Genomic DNA, 19,502 nt, shown 5'->3' with positions numbered 1-19,502 from the left:
TTTTTTGTATTAAATCTTAGTAAAAAAAATCATAACCTATTATTTTAATTGAAATTTTTGTTTTAATCTCTATAATCTATGTAAGTTCCTTATGTTAGTAATATTTATTGATCATTTATTATTTTAATAAAATCTTATTCTATATCAATTTATTATTAATGTTTGTTAATTCACTCAATTTTAAACCGATAAACTAATTAGTTATGGGGTGGTCTATGAAAAGAGGAGTAACAATGAATAATAATTACAATAGTGTTAATTTTATTAAAATATCAAAAAAAGCATTGGTTAGATATCAATCGGATTTATCTATTGCTATGACTTCTATTTTCTTAGTGATAAGTTCTTTATCCCATATAGCACTAGCTAGCCTATCCATTTCTTCTGCCAATACTATTCGTGGGGAAGCGCCACAAATTTTACCAACAGCAGATGATAAAATTTTAGATGGAATTCAATTTAAATTAAAAGTAGCAGATGGGCAAAATCTGACCTTTACTCCTGGTTCATTAGAAGAGATACATGTTGCTTTTAATGTTTCGCCTAATGACTATACTTTTGATGTGGATTTGTCTGATTTGGCAGTTGGGGATATTTATGATAATGATGGAGATACTCTAGCTTCGACGAAAGGATTTGTTATTGACAGTATCACTGCGGAATGGACGGATAGTAATAGTAAAAGTTTAGATGCGAATTCACAAAAAGCGTTAGGTAGCAATTTATGTAATAATGATGGTTATAAAGGCGATGCATCGGTTAAAGTTACGGTTAATTTTCATGCCGTGACTGAATATGGCGACCCGAAAGTGTCTGATATACGAGAAGTGTCAAAAACTTTTAAAATCAAACCCGATGATGGATTATGTTATATTCAGCCCGGTGTATTGGCATTAAATATTCCAAATGGTTGGCCGGAAGGTAATAATTATCTTGATGCGGGAAGTAATATGGTAAATAGAACTGATGCCTATGATGCCAGTCAATTTATTCCCCATAAAGGATTTATCGTGTCGGCAAAAAGTAATAACGGAAAAAGTTTCCCGACAACTGCATTTCCTGAGGCGCGATTTAGATTGGTGCCTTTAAATACCATTCCAAGTTATTCTTATACCATTGTTAATAATCCTAATTCTGCTTTGATAAGTACCAGTCGTAATTTCGCTCCAAATACACAGAGCGAATTTAAATTTACTGATAATGTGCCGGCAGTAGGTGAGAATTTTGTGATTGCTGTTACTAACAACGATACGAAAGCCACCTTCACTTATACTTTTTCTTTAGAGCATTGGTTCTACCCTTATAAGGGAGATAGTATGTGGATGCCATGGAATAAAGCTCAGGATTTTTGTACAAGCAATGGTGATCGCCTACCAACAAGATCAGAACTGTCTAACTCGGTTTATGCATATGGTGATTTTACCGATCTAGATAATGTAGGTTATTATGCAAAAAATAATGGTTATAAAAGAGCAATTGGCGATAGTTTAACAGGAGAATGGGGTAAACTGTATTATTATGCACCGTTGGATAAAATCGGTCGTGATATGATGAATGGTATCAATGACTTACAACCCTTTTTCCTATATGAATACTATTTTACCAGTGAAAAAGGCCCAAGAAATACAAGATATTACAGTGTTGGTTCGGTTGAAGGAAATGTTATTATTGACCCTGATTATGCCTATGCTATTTGTGTGAAATATTAATTACAGTCTAACTTAATTTTTTGTCATTTTATTTGCTATACATTGAAAATAATTGTTGCAATTTTACTCTATTTATAGCAAAATGTCGCCCTTATTTAACTTAGGGGAGCTTTCTGTTATCGGTTTAACAGGGCGATTGTACCCGAGAAAAGGAACAAAAAATGGCAAAGAAAGTCCAAGCTTACATCAAGCTGCAAGTGGCAGCTGGTGCTGCAAATCCTAGTCCACCAGTTGGTCCAGCACTTGGTCAACATGGTGTTAACATCATGGAATTTTGTAAAGCATTTAATGCAAAAACAGAAGGTTTAGAAAAAGGTTTACCAACACCTGTTGTAATTACCGTTTATTCTGATCGTTCATTCACTTTTATTACTAAAACACCTCCAGCAGCAGTATTATTGAAAAAGGCTGCTAATATCAAGTCTGGTTCTGGTGAACCAAACAAGAAAAAAGTTGGTAAAGTAACAAGCGCGCAGATTCGTGAAATTGCTGAAACGAAAGCTGCGGACATGAATGGTGCAACTATTGAGACAATGATGCGTTCTATAGAAGGAACTGCTCGCTCAATGGGTCTGGAAGTGGAGGGTTAATTAATGGCTAAATTATCTAAAAAGGCTAAACTTATCCGCGAAAAAGTTGATGCAACTAAACAATATGAAATTAATGACGCTATCGCTTTATTAAAAGAGCTAGCAACAGCAAAATTCACTGAAAGTGTTGACGTATCGGTTAATTTAGGTATTGATGCGCGTAAATCTGATCAAAATGTACGCGGTGCTATTGTATTACCAAATGGTACTGGTCGTAGCGTTCGGGTTGCGGTATTTACCCAAGGAGCTAATGCTGAAGCAGCTAAAGAAGCTGGTGCCGAATTAGTGGGTATGGAAGATCTTGCTGAACAAATCAAAAAAGGTGAAATGAACTTCGATGTTGTTATCGCTTCACCTGATGCAATGCGTATCGTTGGTCAATTAGGTCAAATCTTAGGGCCACGCGGCTTAATGCCAAACCCGAAAGTGGGTACCGTAACTCCTAACGTTGCTGAAGCTGTAAAAAATGCTAAAGCTGGTCAAGTACGTTACCGTAATGACAAAAATGGTATTATTCATACCACTATCGGTAAAGTTGATTTTAATGCTGAACAGTTAAAAGGCAATTTAGAAGCGCTACTTGTGGCATTAAAAAGAGCTAAACCAGCATCTTCTAAAGGTGTATTTATTAAGAAAGTTAGCCTTTCTACCACTATGGGTGCAGGTGTGGCTATCGATCAAACTAGCTTAAGTGCATCAGTTTAATTTTTCTTAATTACATAAGAATCGGTTGGTGTCTGGCCTAATCCAGACCCCGTCCAAGACCGTAGGTGTGATTAAATTAATGACTTAATATCCTACGTAGACGGTGACAGAACCTAAACGTTATTTTGATTAGATATATATAGTTGAATTAACAGGACTCTGCTCACCGTAACAACGCTAATTATTAAATGATCTGATGTGATTTTAGTAGTTAGTACAGTGAGTCTAGGTGTAAACCTAGTTTAATTCAGGAGCAAAACTAATGGCATTAAATCTTCAAGATAAGCAAGCAATTGTTGCTGAAGTTAACGAAATTGCCAAAGGTGCGCTTTCTGCAGTCGTTGCGGATTCTCGTGGCGTGACTGTAGAAAAAATGACTGCATTACGTAAATCAGCTCGTGAAGCTGGCGTTTATATGCGTGTGGTTCGTAACACCTTATTACGTCGCGTAGTTGAAGGTACTCCTTATGAGTGCTTAAAAGATACGTTTGTTGGTCCTACTCTTATTGCATTTTCAAATGAGCACCCAGGTGCAGCAGCACGTCTTTTCAAAGCGTTTGCTAAAGAAAATGAAAAATTTGAGATTAAAGCAGCAGCCTTTGAAGGTGAGTTAATTACTGCGGCAAATATCGACCGCTTAGCAACTTTACCAACTTACGAAGAAGCATTAGCTCGCTTGATGTCGACCATGAAAGAAGCCGCAGCTGGCAAATTGGCTCGTACTCTGGCAGCAGTTCGCGATCAAAAACAAGAAGCTGCATAATTTTATTGATAAAATTGCAGTTAGTTTTAATTGGGAACAGTTAACAATTTAAAAATTCTAAATTTAGGAAACTATATTATGTCTATCACTAAAGAACAAATTTTAGATGCAGTTGCTGAAATGTCTGTAATGGACGTTGTTGAACTAGTATCAATGATGGAAGAAAAATTTGGTGTTTCTGCAGCTGCAGCAGTTGCAGTCGCAGCAGCAGGTCCAGCAGAAGCAGCTGAAGAAAAAACTGAATTCGACGTTATCTTAAAAGACGTTGGTGGTAATAAAGTAGCTGTAATCAAAGCGGTACGTGGTGCAACTGGTTTAGGCTTGAAAGAAGCTAAAGATCTTGTTGAATCAGCGCCCGCTACTGTTAAAGAAGCTGCAAGCAAAGATGATGCTGAAGCACTTAAAAAAGCGCTTGAAGAAGCAGGTGCAGTTGTCGAACTTAAATAAGTTTGATACAAAATATGCAGCCTAATAAGGCTGATGGCTGGTGGTTTTTACCTCCAGCCTTTTTGCGCTGTAAAGGCGTGAAAAAAGAAATTGTATATAGCTATAGATTTAATGAATGTATAGTTAAGAACCTAATCAATTGATATTTATAAATATTTCGAGCAGGTGTCAGATTTAATTAGTCGATAATTAGGGTCTGATGAATATTTAATAAAGCCGTTTTGATAGTAAATTATTATTAACGGCCGATCAGCAAGTTGAGGAACTAATGGTTTACTCCTATACCGAGAAAAAACGAATTCGTAAGAATTTTGGTAAACGTCCACAAGTGTTGGATATACCCTATCTTCTTTCTATTCAACTTGATTCGTTCCAGAAGTTTATTGACCAAGATCCAGAAGGTCAATATGGTTTAGAAGCCGCTTTTCGTTCAATCTTTCCTATAAAAAGTTATAGTGGTAATGCAGAACTTCAATATGTCTCTTTCAAAATGGGTGAACCTGTTTTTGATGTAAAAGAGTGCCAAATTAGAGGGATTACTTATTCTGCACCATTACGCGTGAAATTACGTTTAGTTATCTTTGATAAAGATGCGCCAGAAGGCACAGTAAAAGATATCAAAGAACAAGATGTTTATATGGGCGAAATTCCTTTAATGACTGATAATGGAACATTCGTTATTAATGGTACTGAACGGGTAATTGTTTCTCAGTTACATCGTAGTCCTGGTGTGTTCTTTGATAGCGATAAAGGTAAAACTCATTCATCTGGAAAGGTGTTGTATAATGCAAGAATTATTCCTTATCGCGGTTCATGGTTAGACTTTGAATTTGATCCTAAAGATAATTTATTTGCCCGTATTGACCGTCGTCGTAAACTTCCTGCAACGATTATTTTAAGAGCGTTAGGTTTTACTACTCAAGAAATTTTAGACATTTTCTTTGATAAAACAGTATTTGAAGTTGCAAAATCAAAATTAAAAATGGAACTTATTCCAGAACGACTACGTGGTGATACAGCACTTTTTGATATTGAATCAAAAGGTCAAGTTTATGTTGAGAAAGGTCGTCGTATTACCGCTAGACATATTCGTCAGCTAGAAAAAGATAGCGTAACGAAAATTGATGTGCCTGTCGAATATATTATCGGTAAAGTTCTGGCAAAAGATTATCTAAATGAAACAACTGGTTCGGTTATTGCGTTAGCAAATACACCAATTTCACTGGAATTATTAGCAGAATTAACCAGTGCTGGTTACAAAAAAATTGAGACATTATTTACCAATGATTTAGATCATGGAGCATTTATATCTGAGACGTTAAATGTCGACCCAACTCAAGATCAGTTAGGTGCATTAGTTGAAATTTATCGTATGATGCGTCCAGGTGAGCCACCAACGAAAGAAGCAGCAGAATCGTTATTTGAAAACTTATTCTTTACTGAAGAACGATATGATCTGTCAGCTGTAGGGCGAATGAAGTTTAATCGTTCACTAAACCGCGATGATATTGAAGGTAGTAGTGTTTTAACCAAAGAAGACATTATTGAAGTGATGAAAAAACTTATCGCCATCCGTAATGGTCATGGTGACGTAGATGATATCGATCACCTAGGTAATCGTCGTATCCGAAGTGTTGGTGAAATGGCAGAAAACCAATTCCGTATTGGTTTAGTACGTGTTGAAAGAGCGGTAAAAGAGCGTTTATCTCTTGGCGATCTCGATGCGTTAATGCCACAAGATATGATTAATGCTAAACCGATTTCAGCCGCGATTCGCGAATTCTTTGGTTCGAGCCAATTATCGCAATTTATGGATCAAAATAATCCATTATCTGAAATTACCCACAAGCGTCGTATTTCGGCACTGGGTCCAGGTGGTTTAACGCGTGAACGTGCAGGATTTGAAGTTCGTGACGTACATCCTACTCACTATGGTCGAGTATGTCCGATTGAAACCCCTGAAGGTCCAAATATCGGTTTAATTAACTCTCTTGCAGTTTATTCACGTACTAATGAATACGGTTTTCTAGAAACACCATACCGTAAAGTGGTTGACGGTGTGGTAACCGATGAAATTGATTACTTATCAGCAATCGATGAAAGTAGCTATGTCATCGCGCAGGCGAACTCAAATTTAGATGATAATGGTCGCTTTAAAGAAGATTTAGTGACATGTCGTTTAAATGGTGAATCAGGCTTATATAGTCCTGAACAAATTAACTATATGGACGTTTCGACTCAACAGATCGTTTCTGTGGGGGCATCGTTAATTCCATTCCTTGAACACGATGATGCGAACCGAGCATTGATGGGTGCAAACATGCAACGTCAGGCAGTACCAACGCTGAAAGCGGAAAAACCATTTGTTGGTACGGGGATGGAACGTGCTGTAGCTGTTGACTCCGGCGTCGCTGTGGTTGCCAAACGGGGCGGCAGTGTTCAATATGTTGATGCATCACGTATTGTAGTGAACGTTAACCGTGATGAAATGTATGCTGGTGAAGCAGGCATTGATATTTATAATTTAACTAAATACACTCGCTCAAACCAAAATACTTGTATTAACCAAATTCCTTGCGTTGAATTAGGGGAAAAAGTTGAACGTGGTGATGTATTAGCCGATGGTCCATCAACTGACTTAGGTGAATTAGCACTTGGTCAAAATATGCGTGTGGCATTTATGCCGTGGAATGGTTATAACTTTGAGGATTCGATCTTAGTTTCTGAAAAAGTGGTACAAGATGACCGTTTTACTTCGATTCATATTCAAGAATTATCTTGTGTGTCACGCGATACTAAATTAGGTGCTGAAGAAATTACTGCTGATATTCCAAATGTGGGTGAAGCAGCGTTATCTAAACTTGACGAATCTGGTATCGTTTATATCGGTGCGGAAGTAAAAGGTGGTGATATTCTGGTTGGTAAGGTAACACCAAAAGGTGAAACACAATTAACCCCAGAAGAAAAATTATTACGTGCCATTTTTGGTGAAAAAGCATCAGATGTTAAAGATACCTCATTACGTGTACCAAATGGGGTTTCAGGTACGGTAATTGACGTACAAGTATTTACGCGTGATGGTGTTGCGAAAGATAAACGTGCTTTGCAAATCGAAGATATGCAATTGAAACAAGCACGTAAGGATTTGACAGAAGAGTTCAAAATCCTCGAAGCTGCACTTTTTGCACATATCAAAGATGTTTTAATTTCTGGTGGTATTGAAGCTAGTAAACTTGAAATGTTATCACATGATAAATGGTTAACAATCGGTTTAGCAGATGAAAGCAAACAGGGACAACTTGAACAATTAGCGGCTCAGTATGATGAAATCAGAGCTGATTTCGATAAGAAACTGGAAGCTAAACGTATGAAAATTACCCAAGGTGATGATTTACAACCTGGTGTACTGAAGATTGTTAAAGTATATCTAGCGGTTAAACGTCAAATCCAACCGGGTGATAAAATGGCAGGACGTCATGGGAATAAAGGGGTTATTTCTAAAATTAACCCAATTGAAGATATGCCATATGATGACAAAGGTCGACCAGTGGACATCGTGTTGAACCCATTAGGGGTACCATCGCGTATGAATATCGGTCAGATTTTAGAAACTCACTTAGGTATGGCGGCAAAAGGTATTGGTCAGAAGATCGATGCAATGCTGAAAGAACAGCAAGAGTTAGCTAAATTAAGAGAGTTTATCCAAAAAGCTTATGATTTAGGATTAGGTGCAGCTCAGAAAGTTAATGTTGCTGAGTTTACCGATGAAGAAGTCATGACGTTGGCACAAAATCTGCGTAATGGTATGCCATTGGCGACGCCAGTATTTGATGGAGCTAAAGAAGCAGAAATTAAATCATTGTTAGAATTAGGTGATTTACCAACTTCAGGTCAAATTACCTTATATGATGGTCGTACAGGTGAGAAATTTGAACGTCCAGTAACCGTGGGTTACATGTATATGTTAAAACTCAATCACCTTGTTGATGACAAGATGCATGCTCGTTCAACCGGTTCTTATAGTCTGGTTACCCAACAACCATTGGGCGGTAAAGCTCAATTTGGTGGTCAACGTTTCGGTGAGATGGAAGTATGGGCGCTTGAAGCTTACGGCGCAGCTTACACATTACAAGAAATGCTGACAGTGAAATCGGATGACGTGAACGGACGTACTAAGATGTATAAAAATATTGTAGATGGTGATCATCGTATGGAACCAGCGATTCCAGAATCATTTAACGTATTGTTAAAAGAAATCCGATCGCTTGGTATCAATATCGAATTAGATGAAGAATAATCACATCCAGTTATAAGATTGCTATTTATATGGGAGATGGTAATTATGCCATCCCCCAGTTGGTTTAACTCCATAGGAGCCAATTCGTGAAAGACTTATTAAAGTTTCTAAAAGCGCAGACAAAAACTGAAGAGTTTGATGCTATTAAAATTGGACTAGCCTCACCAGATATGATCCGCTCGTGGTCATTTGGTGAAGTTAAAAAACCAGAAACCATTAATTACCGTACTTTTAAACCGGAACGTGATGGTTTATTCTGTGCCAGAATTTTTGGTCCGGTAAAAGACTATGAATGTTTATGTGGTAAATATAAACGTTTAAAACACCGTGGTGTAATTTGTGAAAAATGTGGCGTTGAGGTTACTCAAGCTAAAGTACGTCGTGAACGTATGGGACACATCGAATTAGCATCACCAACTGCCCATATTTGGTTTTTAAAATCTTTACCATCTCGTATCGGTTTGTTATTAGATATGCCATTACGTGATATAGAGCGTGTGCTTTATTTTGAATCATTTATGGTGCTTGATGGTGGAATGACTAACCTTGATCGTGGTCAAATCCTTACTGAAGAGCAGTATTTAGATGCCCTTGAAGAGTTTGGTGATGAGTTTGATGCACGTATGGGTGCCGAAGCGATTCAAGAGCTATTACGTAATTTGGATCTGGATGCAGAGTGTGAAGCATTACGCGATGAACTACTCACTACAAATTCAGAAACTAAACGTAAAAAGTTAACAAAGCGTATCAAAATTTTAGAAGCATTTATCCAATCTGAAAATAAACCAGAATGGATGATTTTAAACGTGTTACCCGTATTACCACCCGATTTGCGTCCATTAGTACCATTGGATGGTGGTCGTTTTGCAACGTCTGATTTAAATGATTTATATCGTCGTGTGATCAACCGTAATAACCGTTTAAAACGTTTACTTGATTTAGCTGCGCCAGATATTATTGTGCGTAACGAAAAACGGATGTTACAAGAATCTGTTGACGCATTATTAGATAATGGTCGTCGTGGTCGGGCAATTACTGGTTCTAACAAACGTCCATTAAAATCGCTCGCCGATATGATCAAAGGTAAGCAAGGTCGTTTTCGTCAAAACTTACTGGGTAAACGTGTTGACTATTCAGGCCGTTCAGTTATTACTGTTGGTCCTTACTTACGTCTACATCAATGTGGTTTACCGAAGAAAATGGCACTTGAACTATTTAAGCCATTTATTTACGGTAAGTTAGAACGTCGTGGTTATGCAACAACCATTAAAGCGGCGAAAAAAATGGTAGAACGTGAAGATGCGATTGTTTGGGATATCTTAGATGAAGTAATCCGTGAACATCCGGTATTATTAAACCGTGCACCAACGCTCCACCGTTTAGGTATTCAAGCATTTGAACCGATTTTGATTGAAGGTAAAGCGATTCAGTTGCATCCATTAGTTTGTGCAGCATTCAATGCTGACTTCGATGGTGACCAAATGGCGGTGCATGTACCGTTAACGCTTGAAGCTCAGATCGAAGCGCGTGCGTTAATGATGTCAACCAATAACATCTTATCACCAGCAAGTGGTGAACCAATTATTGTACCATCACAAGACGTTGTATTAGGTCTTTACTATATGACACGTGATAAAGTTAATGCCAAAGGTGAAGGTATGGTATTAACTGGACCGAAAGAAGCAGAAAAACTTTATCGTTTAGGTGAAGCAGAGCTGCATGCACGTGTTAAAGTGCGTATTGTCGAACATCATCGTAATAGTGCAGGTGAATGGGAAGCATCGACATCATTAGTTGATACGACAATTGGTCGGGCGATACTATGGTTAATTATGCCAAAAGGTTTACCGTTCTCAGTAGTCAATCAACCATTAGGTAAAAAAGCGATTTCGAAAATATTGAATGTTTGCTATCGCCAATTGGGCATGAAAGAGACGGTCATTTTAGCTGACCAAGTAATGTATACTGGTTTTGCTTATGCTGCTCGTTCAGGTGTATCAGTTGGTATTGATGATATGGAAATCCCTGCTAAAAAAGCAGAGATTATTCGTGAAGCAGAAGTTGAAGTAGCTGAAATTCAGGAACAATTCCAATCAGGTTTAGTTACGGCCGGTGAACGTTACAATAAAGTTATCGATATTTGGGCGGCAGCCAATGAACGCGTTGCGAAAGCGATGATGGATAACTTGTCCACTGAAAAAGTAATAAACCGAGAAGGTAAAGAAGAAGCACAATCTTCATTCAATAGTATTTATATGATGGCCGATTCTGGTGCGCGTGGCTCTGCTGCACAGATTCGTCAGCTAGCTGGTATGCGTGGCTTGATGGCAAAACCAGATGGTTCGATCATCGAAACACCTATTACGGCAAACTTCCGTGAAGGCTTGAACGTATTACAGTACTTTATCTCGACTCATGGTGCACGTAAAGGTCTTGCCGATACTGCATTAAAAACCGCGAACTCAGGTTACTTAACCCGTCGTTTAGTTGACGTGGCACAAGATTTAGTCGTTATTGAAGATGATTGTGGCACTCATGAAGGTGTGGTAATGACACCCGTTATCGAAGGTGGTGATGTTAAAGAACCACTTCGTGAGCGTGTTCTTGGTCGAGTGACCGCTGAAGATGTATTAAAACCAGGTTCAGCTGATATTCTGATCCCACGTAATACATTACTTGATGAAAGTTTTTGCGACTTATTAGAAGCAGAATCAATCGACAGTGTTAAAGTACGTTCAGTTGTATCGTGTAATACTGATTTTGGTGTGTGTGCGAAATGTTATGGTCGTGACTTGGCGCGTGGTCATATTGTTAACAAAGGTGAAGCAATCGGTGTTATTGCTGCGCAATCAATCGGTGAACCTGGTACACAGTTAACCATGCGTACGTTCCATATCGGTGGTGCGGCATCGCGAGCAGCAGCAGAATCAAGCGTACAAGTTAAAAATAACGGTAACGTTAAATTAGCTAATGCGAAATTTGTTATTAACCCAGATAAGAAACTGGTTATTACGTCTCGAAATGTAGAACTAACTGTTGTCGACGATTTAGGTCGTATGAAAGAAACGTATAAAGTGCCTTACGGTGCGATTTTGACCAAAGGTAATGGTAGCGCAGTTAAAGCTGGTGAAACTGTCGCAAATTGGGATCCGCATACCATGCCAGTTGTTTCTGAAGTACAAGGCTTTGTAAAATTTGTTGACATGATTGATGGGCAATCCATTACCCGTCAAACCGATGAATTAACTGGGCTATCTTCAATCGTTGTACTTGATGTTGCTGAAAGAACATCACTTGGTAAAGATTTACGTCCAGCGATTAAAATTATCGATAAACAAGGTAATGATGTATTTGTAACCGGCTCAGAAATGCCAGCACAATACTTTTTACCAGGTAAGGCGTTAGTTCAATTAGAAGATGGTGCTGAAATTAATATCGGTGATGTATTAGCGCGTATTCCGCAAGCTTCGGTAGGAACCAAAGATATTACCGGTGGTTTACCTCGTGTTGCTGATCTATTTGAAGCACGTAAACCAAAAGAGCCAGCAATTTTGGCTGAGGTTGATGGTATAGTTTCATTTGGTAAAGAAACGAAAGGTAAACGTCGTCTTGTAATTAGTCCTGCAGATGGTAGCGAGCCATACGAAGAGATGATTCCTAAGTGGCGTCAGCTTAACGTATTTGAAGGTGAGCACGTGCAACGTGGTGATGTGATTTCTGATGGTCCTGAATCACCGCATGATATTTTACGTTTACGTGGTGTGAATGCGGTCACGCGTTACATTGTGAATGAAGTTCAAGAAGTTTATCGTTTGCAAGGTGTTAAGATCAATGATAAACATATTGAAGTGATTGTTCGCCAGATGCTACGTAAAGCAACAATTATCAATCCAGGTGATTCACGCTTATTAGAAGGTGAACAACTTGAAGTGTCACGTATTAAGATTATTAATCGCGAACTTGAAGCACAAGGTAAAGAACCTGCGACTTATTTACATGATTTATTAGGTATCACTAAAGCATCATTGACTACTGAATCATTTATCTCTGCGGCATCATTCCAGGAAACAACACGAGTGTTAACGGAAGCGGCAGTAGCTGGTAAAAATGATGAATTACGTGGGCTTAAAGAAAATGTTATTGTCGGTCGACTTATTCCAGCAGGAACAGGTTACGCTTATCATAAAGAGCGTTTACGTAAACGTGCTGTAGCGATTGATGGAAATGAACAAGAAGTCACCACAATCACCGCTGAGGAAGCAACAGCAAATTTAGCTGAATTATTAAATTCAACTGACGACGTTTAATTGCTTCTTATCTGAAATAAAAAACCACTTTTTTGAAAGTGGTTTTTTTATTTTAAATTCATTGCTCATTTTTAGACGCTAACCATTATTTTGGTTAGCACTGATAGTTTGCATGCAATAATTGATTAACTTTAGTTGAGTAGTAAATGAAATGATTATTCCTTGGCAAGAACTTGAAGATGAAACGCTAAATAATATTATTGAGTCATTTGTGTTACGTGAAGGAACTGATTATGGCTTGGTAGAAAAGGCATTAGCCGAAAAAGTTGCCGATATTAAAACACAATTACAGCAGGGATTAGTTGTGATTGTTTGGTCTGAAATACACGAAACAATTAACCTAAAATATGTCGCTGATTTAAAATAATTTTGCGACAAACATTTTAAGATCAATGAAAATGTTAGTAAAGCTATACTATTCACTATTCAACTTTGGTATAGTGTGCTACACAAAAATAACTAGACACCTTCTAGGTATTGTATAAACGGAGAAGAGCCTAATGATTATTAGTAAACAACAGTCCGATACAACATTAGATTGGTTTTTGTCGCATTGCCATATTCATAAATATTCTGCTAAAAGTACCTTAATCCATCAGGGCGAAAAAGCTGAAACACTATATTATATTGTAAAAGGCGCAGTCGCAGTTTTGATTAAAGATGACGAAGGTAAAGAAATGATTTTATCCTACTTGAGTCAAGGAGAGTTTATTGGCGAACTTGGTTTGTTTGAAGAAGGTGTTGAACGCAGTGCTTGGGTTAAAGCCAGAAAAAATTGTGAGATAGCTGAAATTTCCTACAAGAAATTTAAACAATTAATACAGGTGAATCCAGATATATTAATGAAACTTGCTGCACAAATGGCAAATCGTTTGCAAGTGACCTCCGAAAAAGTCAGTAATTTGGCGTTTCTTGATGTTGCAGGAAGAATTGCTCAAACTTTACTTAATTTAGCAAAACAACCTGATGCAATGACACATCCAGATGGCATGCAAATTAAAATTACTCGTCAAGAAATTGGTCAAATTGTTGGTTGCTCTCGTGAGACGGTAGGTAGGATATTAAAAATGTTGGAAGAACAACATCTTATTTCTGCACACGGCAAAACAATTGTCGTATATGGTACGCGTTAGTAAGATAAATAAATTCGTTATAGATAAGTTTGAATGAATAACGATTATTTAGCGAATAAAATTCAATAAACTAATGATATAAAAAAAATTAATTTTTTGGTTAGATGCGCTTATGTTAACATGGCAAACAATAAATTTTATAACTTAGGATTGGCATGATACAACAAACACTCATTCCAAAACATATTGGCATTATTATGGATGGAAATGGGCGATGGGCAAAAAATCGCAATCTATTGAGAATTGTCGGCCATAGAGCTGGCTTGAGAGCTGTTCGCCGAACTGTAGAACGAGCTAATGAACTTGGTGTCAAAGTTTTGACACTCTATGCCTTTAGCAGCGAAAATTGGAATAGACCAGAGCAAGAAGTATCGGCATTAATGGCTTTATTTATTTACGCCTTGAACAAGGAAGTGAAGATTCTTCATCGCAATAATATACAATTAAATATTATTGGTGATATTACGCGCTTTCCAGCACAAATACAAAAAATGATTAAACTAGCACAGGCAAAAACGAAGAACAATACTGGTTTAATTTTAAATATTGCTGCAAATTATGGTGGCCGTTGGGATATCGTTAACAGCGTTAAAAAACTCATCAATCAATATGAACGACAAAGTATCACACTAGATATGATTGACGAAGAAGCGATTAATAAAGAGATTGCATTATATGGCTTACCTGCTGTAGATCTAGTTATTAGAACGGGGGGAGAGTACAGAATAAGTAATTTTCTTTTATGGCAAATTGCCTATTCTGAATTGTATTTTACAGATGTATTATGGCCTGATTTTAATAAAGAAACTTTGGATGACGCCATATCAGAATTTATTAAAAGAGAGCGACGCTTTGGTCAAATATCCGGCGCTTGAAAAATAATATTAGGGAAAAATAATGTTAATTCCACGTTTACTTGCGGCATTGGTATTGATTCCACTTGTCATAATCGGTTTATTCTTTTTATCTACGACTGGTTTTGTTATAGCCATGTTAGTTGTTTTTGCTTTATCAGCTTGGGAATGGACGCAGTTCTTACATTTCAATACTAAACTAAGCAAGTTGGTCTTTACTATAATCTTTACAGTTATGACGGCGATTATTTATTATTTGCCTTTATATACAACAGTATCGACCTATTTGTATGAAGTAATATTACTTCTATCGTTAGTATGGTGGTTATTCGCTTTAATATTGGTATTCTTTTATCCTAAATCAGCACAGTGGTGGAAGAATTCATTAATCATCAAATTAATGTTTGCCTTTTTTACCTTAGTTCCTTTTTTCATTGCCATGATTCAATTGAGGCAAAATAGTTACTTTTATGACAACTTTGAGGGAGCTTTATGGTTGCTATATGTTTTAGTTCTGGTGTGGGCAACGGATTCAGGTGCTTATTTTGCTGGGCGAATATGGGGAAAACATAAGTTAGCACCGGCGGTATCACCAGGAAAAACCATAGAAGGACTTATCGGTGGTGTTGCATTATCATTAACTATTACTATTTTAGTTTATTATTGTCATTTCTTTACGATTTCTTTTTATCGTTTAATGGTAAGTTCATTCTTCGCTATCATGGTTTCGGTTTTAGGTGATTTAACCGAAAGCATGTTTAAACGTGAAGCACACATAAAGGATAGTGGTCATCTAATACCTGGTCATGGTGGGATTCTTGATCGAATTGATAGCTTGACTGCAGCAATGCCAGTTTTTGCCGCATTGTTTTTGTATATTGTTTAGGATCTTTTGTGTGATTAACTCGACAATTTCTTTTTTAATCACGATTAGTATTCTTGTTACTTTCCATGAGTTTGGGCATTTTATTGTTGCCCGATTGTGTGGCGTACGAGTAGAGTGTTTCTCTATCGGTTTTGGTAAAAAATTATGGTCACATGTATCGAAATCTGGCACAGAATACGCTATTTCGATGATTCCATTGGGCGGTTATGTCAAAATGTTGAATGGACACAATAATAGTGACATATCTCAACAAGATATCTCATTTGCCTTTGACCATAAATCGATATTAAAGCGTTTTGCGATTATTTTAGCTGGACCGCTTGCTAATTTTATTTTAGCTTTTGTTCTATTTTGGATTATTTTCCAAATTGGAGTAATTCGTTATCCAATAGTGATTGAGCAAATTTTGCCGAATACACCTGCTGCTAGTGTCAATATTCCCCTACAATCGGAAATAAAAGCGATTAATGGTAAACAAATTGAGACTTGGCAAGATGTTAACATGATATTAATAAGTCAAATAGGGAAAGATTTTGTCGATATCAGATATCAAACCGATAAGAAAGATATTTATGACCAAACAGTAAATATTAAAAATTGGCGTTTTGATATTGAAAAAGAGTCAGCCGTAAAAGCATTTGGTTTAGTGCCCGCTAAAGTTATAGTTTATCCCATAATAAGACAAATCAAACCTAATTCAGCAGCTGAAGCAGCTGGTCTAAAAGAAGGTGATGAAATTGTGTCTTATAACGCTAGCAAATTTGATAATTGGGAAAACTTTTCAGCGCTTGTAAGAACAGCACAATCAATTACTTTAGGCGTAAAGCGTGGAGATCAGTTTATATCGGTAAATCTTGAGCCGAAACGTGAATTAAATGCAAAAGGACAACTTGTTGGAATTGCAGGAATTTTTCCAAGTAATAACACAATTGTTAAACAGTATGGTATAGTAGGCGCGTTTGTAAAAGGATTTGAGCAAACGACCTCAATGGTAAAATTAGTTGTACAATCTTTTTACCAATTATTAACAGGTGAATTGAGTTTAAAAAATTTATCTGGTCCAGTGGGAATAGCTCAAAGTGCTGGACAATCAGCATCGAATGGAGTTGTGCCATATTTATTCTTTTTAGCATGTATTAGCATTAGTCTAGGTGTTATGAATTTAATACCGTTACCGATGTTAGATGGTGGTCATATTTTATTTTTAACGATTGAAAAATTAAAAGGTACCCCTTTATCTGAGGCTAAACAAGTAATATTTTATCGGATTGGTTTTATATTAGTAATAACAACAATGGGTATTGCTTTTTTTAATGATTTTATAAGGTTATTGTAGTGATGAAATGGGGTTATATAATTATAGGTGAGCCGCGCAAATGAAATTTAATAAATTGCTCATAGCATCCTTATTGTTAAGTTCTGCTACTTATGTACCAATAGCATTAGGTGCTAAAGATTTTGTAGTTAAAGATATTCAATTTGAAGGGTTACAGCGGGTAACCGTTGGCGCCGCGTTATTGAAAATGCCAGTACAAGTTGGTGATTATGTAAACGAGTCGGAGTTAGGTGATATTGTTAGGTCTCTGTACGCAAGTGGTAATTTTGAAGATATCAATATTGTTCGCAATGGCGATAATCTAGTTATCAAAGTTAAAGAGCGCCCAACTATTGCTAATATCACCTTTTCAGGCAATAAGTCTGTGAAAGATGATATGTTAAAGACCAATCTTGATGGTTCTGGTGTACGAGTTGGTGAAGCATTGGATCGTACCACGTTATCAGCCATTGAAAAAGGTTTAGAAGATTTTTATTATAGTATTGGTAAATATAATGCCAAAGTTAAAGCGGTGGTGACGCCGTTGGCTCGTAATCGTGTCGATTTGAAGTTAGAGATTGCCGAAGGTGTTTCAGCGCTGATTGAGCAAATAAATATTGTTGGCGCTAAAGCTTATTCGTCTGAAGAATTAATCTCTCGTTTTTCTCTTCGTGATGAAGTTCCGTGGTGGAACATGTTAGGCGATCGTAAATACCAAAAACAAAAATTAGCAGCAGATTTAGATGAGTTGCAAAGTTTTTATCTTGATCATGGTTATGCTCGTTTCAGTATTAATTCTACCCAAGTTAGTTTGACACCAGATAAAAAAGGCATCTATGTCACAATTAATTTGCACGAAGGTGAACAATATAATTTATCTAACATTGAATTAAAAGGGGATTTTGCTAACTATAAAGAAAAAGTGCAAGAGATTGCATCGTCCGAACTTAAACCGGGTCAGCTTTATAATGGCAAAAAAATTACCCAAATCGAAGATAAAATTAAGAAGATGTTAGCTAACTATGGTTATGCTTATCCACGAGTTCTTACCCATCCTGAATTAAATGATACTGAACACACTGCTAAATTAATTATCTTTGTTGATGTTGGTCCACGTTATTATGTCCGAAATATTAATATTGTTGGTAATAATGTTACAAGTGAAAAAGTCATTCGTCGTGAGCTACGGCAAATGGAAGGGGCTTGGTTGAGTAATGATTTAGTTGAATTAGGGAAAACACGACTTAATCGACTAGGGTTCTTTGATAATGTTGAAACTGAAACTGAAAAAGTCTCTGGTACTAATGATCAGGTCGATATTACTTATAAGGTGACTGAACGTAATACAGGGAGTATTAAGTTTGGTATCGGTATTGGGACCGATAGTGGATTAAGTTTCAATGCAGGTATTTCTCAAGAAAACTGGTTAGGAACAGGTAATAGTGTCGCTTTTGATGTCAATACAACTGATTCTGATAAAACAGCTTCTATTTCGGTAACTAATCCATATTTTACTATTGATGGTGTTAGTTTAGGGGGAAGTATTTATTACAATACTTATGAAGCCGATAAAGAGAGCGGTGATGTATCTGAATATTCTAGTAAAACATGGGGAGGCACCGCTAATTTAGGTTTCCCAATTAGTGAGAAGAATTTTGTCCGTTTTGGTACTGAATTTGCTAATCACAAACTTGATGATATGAATGCTCAGTATGGCATGTGGCGTTATTTTAAGTCGATGGGTAAAGATATTAACCGATCAAATATTTCATTTAGTACGAATGATCTATTATTGAATGCTTATTGGGGTTATAACTCATTAGATAGAGGTTTTTTTCCAACTGATGGTTTAAGATTAACGGCGAATGCTAAAGTGACGGCACCAGTATTTGATAACCGTTTTGTTAAATTTGTCGTTGATGGGTCTTATTATTATCCAATTGATTATGATCATACCTGGGTTGCTTTAGCTCGTGGTCGATTTGGTATAGGCAAAGGTTTTGGCGGTAAAGAGTTACCATTCTATGAAAACTTTTACGCAGGTGGTTCAACGGTATTACGTGGCTTTAAATCAAATACGGTTGGTCCAAAAGCAGTAAAATATAATTTCTCTGGATCGTCAACATGTGATTTGAGTAATACTTCTGGATGTCGAGCTTCTTCGGATGCTGTGGGAGGAAATGCACTTGCTTTTGCTAGTCTGGAGCTGATAGTTCCAACCCCTTTTACCAGTGAAAAATATGCAAATAGTATTCGAACATCCTTTTTCGTGGATGCTGGTACAGTATGGGATACTGAATGGGATCTCAAGAGTCGTGATATTCCTGATTACGGTTCAGCAACCGATATTCGCCTGTCTGCAGGTTTGGCTGTGCAATGGATGTCCCCGTTAGGACCTTTGGTATTTTCATATGCCCAACCAATTAAAAAATATGATGGTGATTCATCGCAACAATTCCAGTTTAATATTGGTTCAACATGGTAAAACGAATAAAT

General features: G+C 37.0%; 13 protein-coding genes. All 13 read left to right on the top strand.

Going from position 1 to position 19,502, the window contains the following annotated elements:
• Positions 1-233 precede the first annotated feature (233 nt).
• The 13 genes from FcAc13_RS09920 to bamA all read left to right on the top strand — a co-directional run bounded on the left by FcAc13_RS09920 (position 234) and on the right by bamA (position 19,491).
• The gene (locus tag FcAc13_RS09920; protein ID WP_187756062.1) at positions 234-1,709 is read left to right on the top strand and encodes a hypothetical protein; all 1,476 of its coding nucleotides are present in this window, start codon (positions 234-236) and stop codon (positions 1,707-1,709) included.
• Between the two features lie 161 nt (positions 1,710-1,870).
• A complete protein-coding gene (gene rplK / locus FcAc13_RS09915; protein WP_187756061.1) occupies positions 1,871-2,299 on the top strand; it encodes a 50S ribosomal protein L11 in 429 nt (142 codons plus the stop codon).
• 3 nt (positions 2,300-2,302) lie between these two features.
• Complete coding sequence (rplA, locus tag FcAc13_RS09910; RefSeq protein WP_187756060.1) at positions 2,303-3,004, top strand: 50S ribosomal protein L1; 702 nt, start codon at positions 2,303-2,305, stop codon at positions 3,002-3,004.
• Positions 3,005-3,266: 262 nt separating this feature from the next.
• A complete protein-coding gene (gene rplJ, locus FcAc13_RS09905) occupies positions 3,267-3,767 on the top strand; it encodes a 50S ribosomal protein L10 (RefSeq protein ID WP_187756059.1) in 501 nt (166 codons plus the stop codon).
• A 78-nt stretch (positions 3,768-3,845) separates the two neighbouring features.
• On the top strand, positions 3,846-4,214 hold the full coding sequence (gene rplL, locus FcAc13_RS09900; protein ID WP_187756058.1) for a 50S ribosomal protein L7/L12: 369 nt from the start codon (positions 3,846-3,848) through the stop codon (positions 4,212-4,214).
• Between the two features lie 268 nt (positions 4,215-4,482).
• On the top strand, positions 4,483-8,511 hold the full coding sequence (gene rpoB, locus FcAc13_RS09895) for a DNA-directed RNA polymerase subunit beta (protein ID WP_187756057.1): 4,029 nt from the start codon (positions 4,483-4,485) through the stop codon (positions 8,509-8,511).
• An 86-nt stretch (positions 8,512-8,597) separates the two neighbouring features.
• Positions 8,598-12,818, top strand: coding sequence for a DNA-directed RNA polymerase subunit beta' (gene rpoC, locus FcAc13_RS09890; RefSeq protein ID WP_187756056.1), 4,221 nt, complete (start codon positions 8,598-8,600; stop codon positions 12,816-12,818).
• Between the two features lie 151 nt (positions 12,819-12,969).
• The gene (locus tag FcAc13_RS09885; RefSeq protein ID WP_187756055.1) at positions 12,970-13,185 is read left to right on the top strand and encodes a YheU family protein; all 216 of its coding nucleotides are present in this window, start codon (positions 12,970-12,972) and stop codon (positions 13,183-13,185) included.
• 133 nt (positions 13,186-13,318) lie between these two features.
• Entirely contained in the window at positions 13,319-13,951 is a 633-nt protein-coding gene (crp, locus tag FcAc13_RS09880; RefSeq protein ID WP_187756054.1) for a cAMP-activated global transcriptional regulator CRP, read from the top strand.
• A 155-nt stretch (positions 13,952-14,106) separates the two neighbouring features.
• Positions 14,107-14,826: an undecaprenyl pyrophosphate synthase gene (gene uppS, locus FcAc13_RS09875; RefSeq protein ID WP_187756053.1), complete on the top strand. Its 720-nt coding sequence runs from the start codon at positions 14,107-14,109 to the stop codon at positions 14,824-14,826.
• 22 nt (positions 14,827-14,848) lie between these two features.
• On the top strand, positions 14,849-15,691 hold the full coding sequence (locus FcAc13_RS09870) for a phosphatidate cytidylyltransferase (protein ID WP_187756052.1): 843 nt from the start codon (positions 14,849-14,851) through the stop codon (positions 15,689-15,691).
• A gap of 10 nt (positions 15,692-15,701) precedes the next feature.
• The gene (gene rseP / locus FcAc13_RS09865) at positions 15,702-17,027 is read left to right on the top strand and encodes an RIP metalloprotease RseP (protein ID WP_187756051.1); all 1,326 of its coding nucleotides are present in this window, start codon (positions 15,702-15,704) and stop codon (positions 17,025-17,027) included.
• A gap of 40 nt (positions 17,028-17,067) precedes the next feature.
• On the top strand, positions 17,068-19,491 hold the full coding sequence (gene bamA, locus FcAc13_RS09860) for an outer membrane protein assembly factor BamA (protein WP_187756050.1): 2,424 nt from the start codon (positions 17,068-17,070) through the stop codon (positions 19,489-19,491).
• Positions 19,492-19,502: the final 11 nt, after the last annotated feature.

The sequence above is a fragment of the Frischella japonica genome, from assembly GCF_014489845.1.
Classification (GTDB): Bacteria; Pseudomonadota; Gammaproteobacteria; order Enterobacterales; family Orbaceae; genus Frischella; species Frischella japonica.
The sequence above is the reverse complement of the archived record's forward strand: the minus strand, read 5'-3'. Positions and strand labels throughout refer to the sequence as shown.

What these genes read in the sequence shown, in the direction of transcription:
- FcAc13_RS09920 (WP_187756062.1), top strand. Translation starts at nt 234, where the DNA reads ATGAATAATAATTACAATAGTGTTAATTTTATTAAAATATCAAAAAAA.
- rplK (WP_187756061.1), top strand. Translation starts at nt 1,871, where the DNA reads ATGGCAAAGAAAGTCCAAGCTTACATCAAGCTGCAAGTGGCAGCTGGT.
- rplA (WP_187756060.1), top strand. Translation starts at nt 2,303, where the DNA reads ATGGCTAAATTATCTAAAAAGGCTAAACTTATCCGCGAAAAAGTTGAT.
- rplJ (WP_187756059.1), top strand. Translation starts at nt 3,267, where the DNA reads ATGGCATTAAATCTTCAAGATAAGCAAGCAATTGTTGCTGAAGTTAAC.
- rplL (WP_187756058.1), top strand. Translation starts at nt 3,846, where the DNA reads ATGTCTATCACTAAAGAACAAATTTTAGATGCAGTTGCTGAAATGTCT.
- rpoB (WP_187756057.1), top strand. Translation starts at nt 4,483, where the DNA reads ATGGTTTACTCCTATACCGAGAAAAAACGAATTCGTAAGAATTTTGGT.
- FcAc13_RS09885 (WP_187756055.1), top strand. Translation starts at nt 12,970, where the DNA reads ATGATTATTCCTTGGCAAGAACTTGAAGATGAAACGCTAAATAATATT.
- crp (WP_187756054.1), top strand. Translation starts at nt 13,319, where the DNA reads ATGATTATTAGTAAACAACAGTCCGATACAACATTAGATTGGTTTTTG.
- uppS (WP_187756053.1), top strand. Translation starts at nt 14,107, where the DNA reads ATGATACAACAAACACTCATTCCAAAACATATTGGCATTATTATGGAT.
- FcAc13_RS09870 (WP_187756052.1), top strand. Translation starts at nt 14,849, where the DNA reads ATGTTAATTCCACGTTTACTTGCGGCATTGGTATTGATTCCACTTGTC.
- bamA (WP_187756050.1), top strand. Translation starts at nt 17,068, where the DNA reads ATGAAATTTAATAAATTGCTCATAGCATCCTTATTGTTAAGTTCTGCT.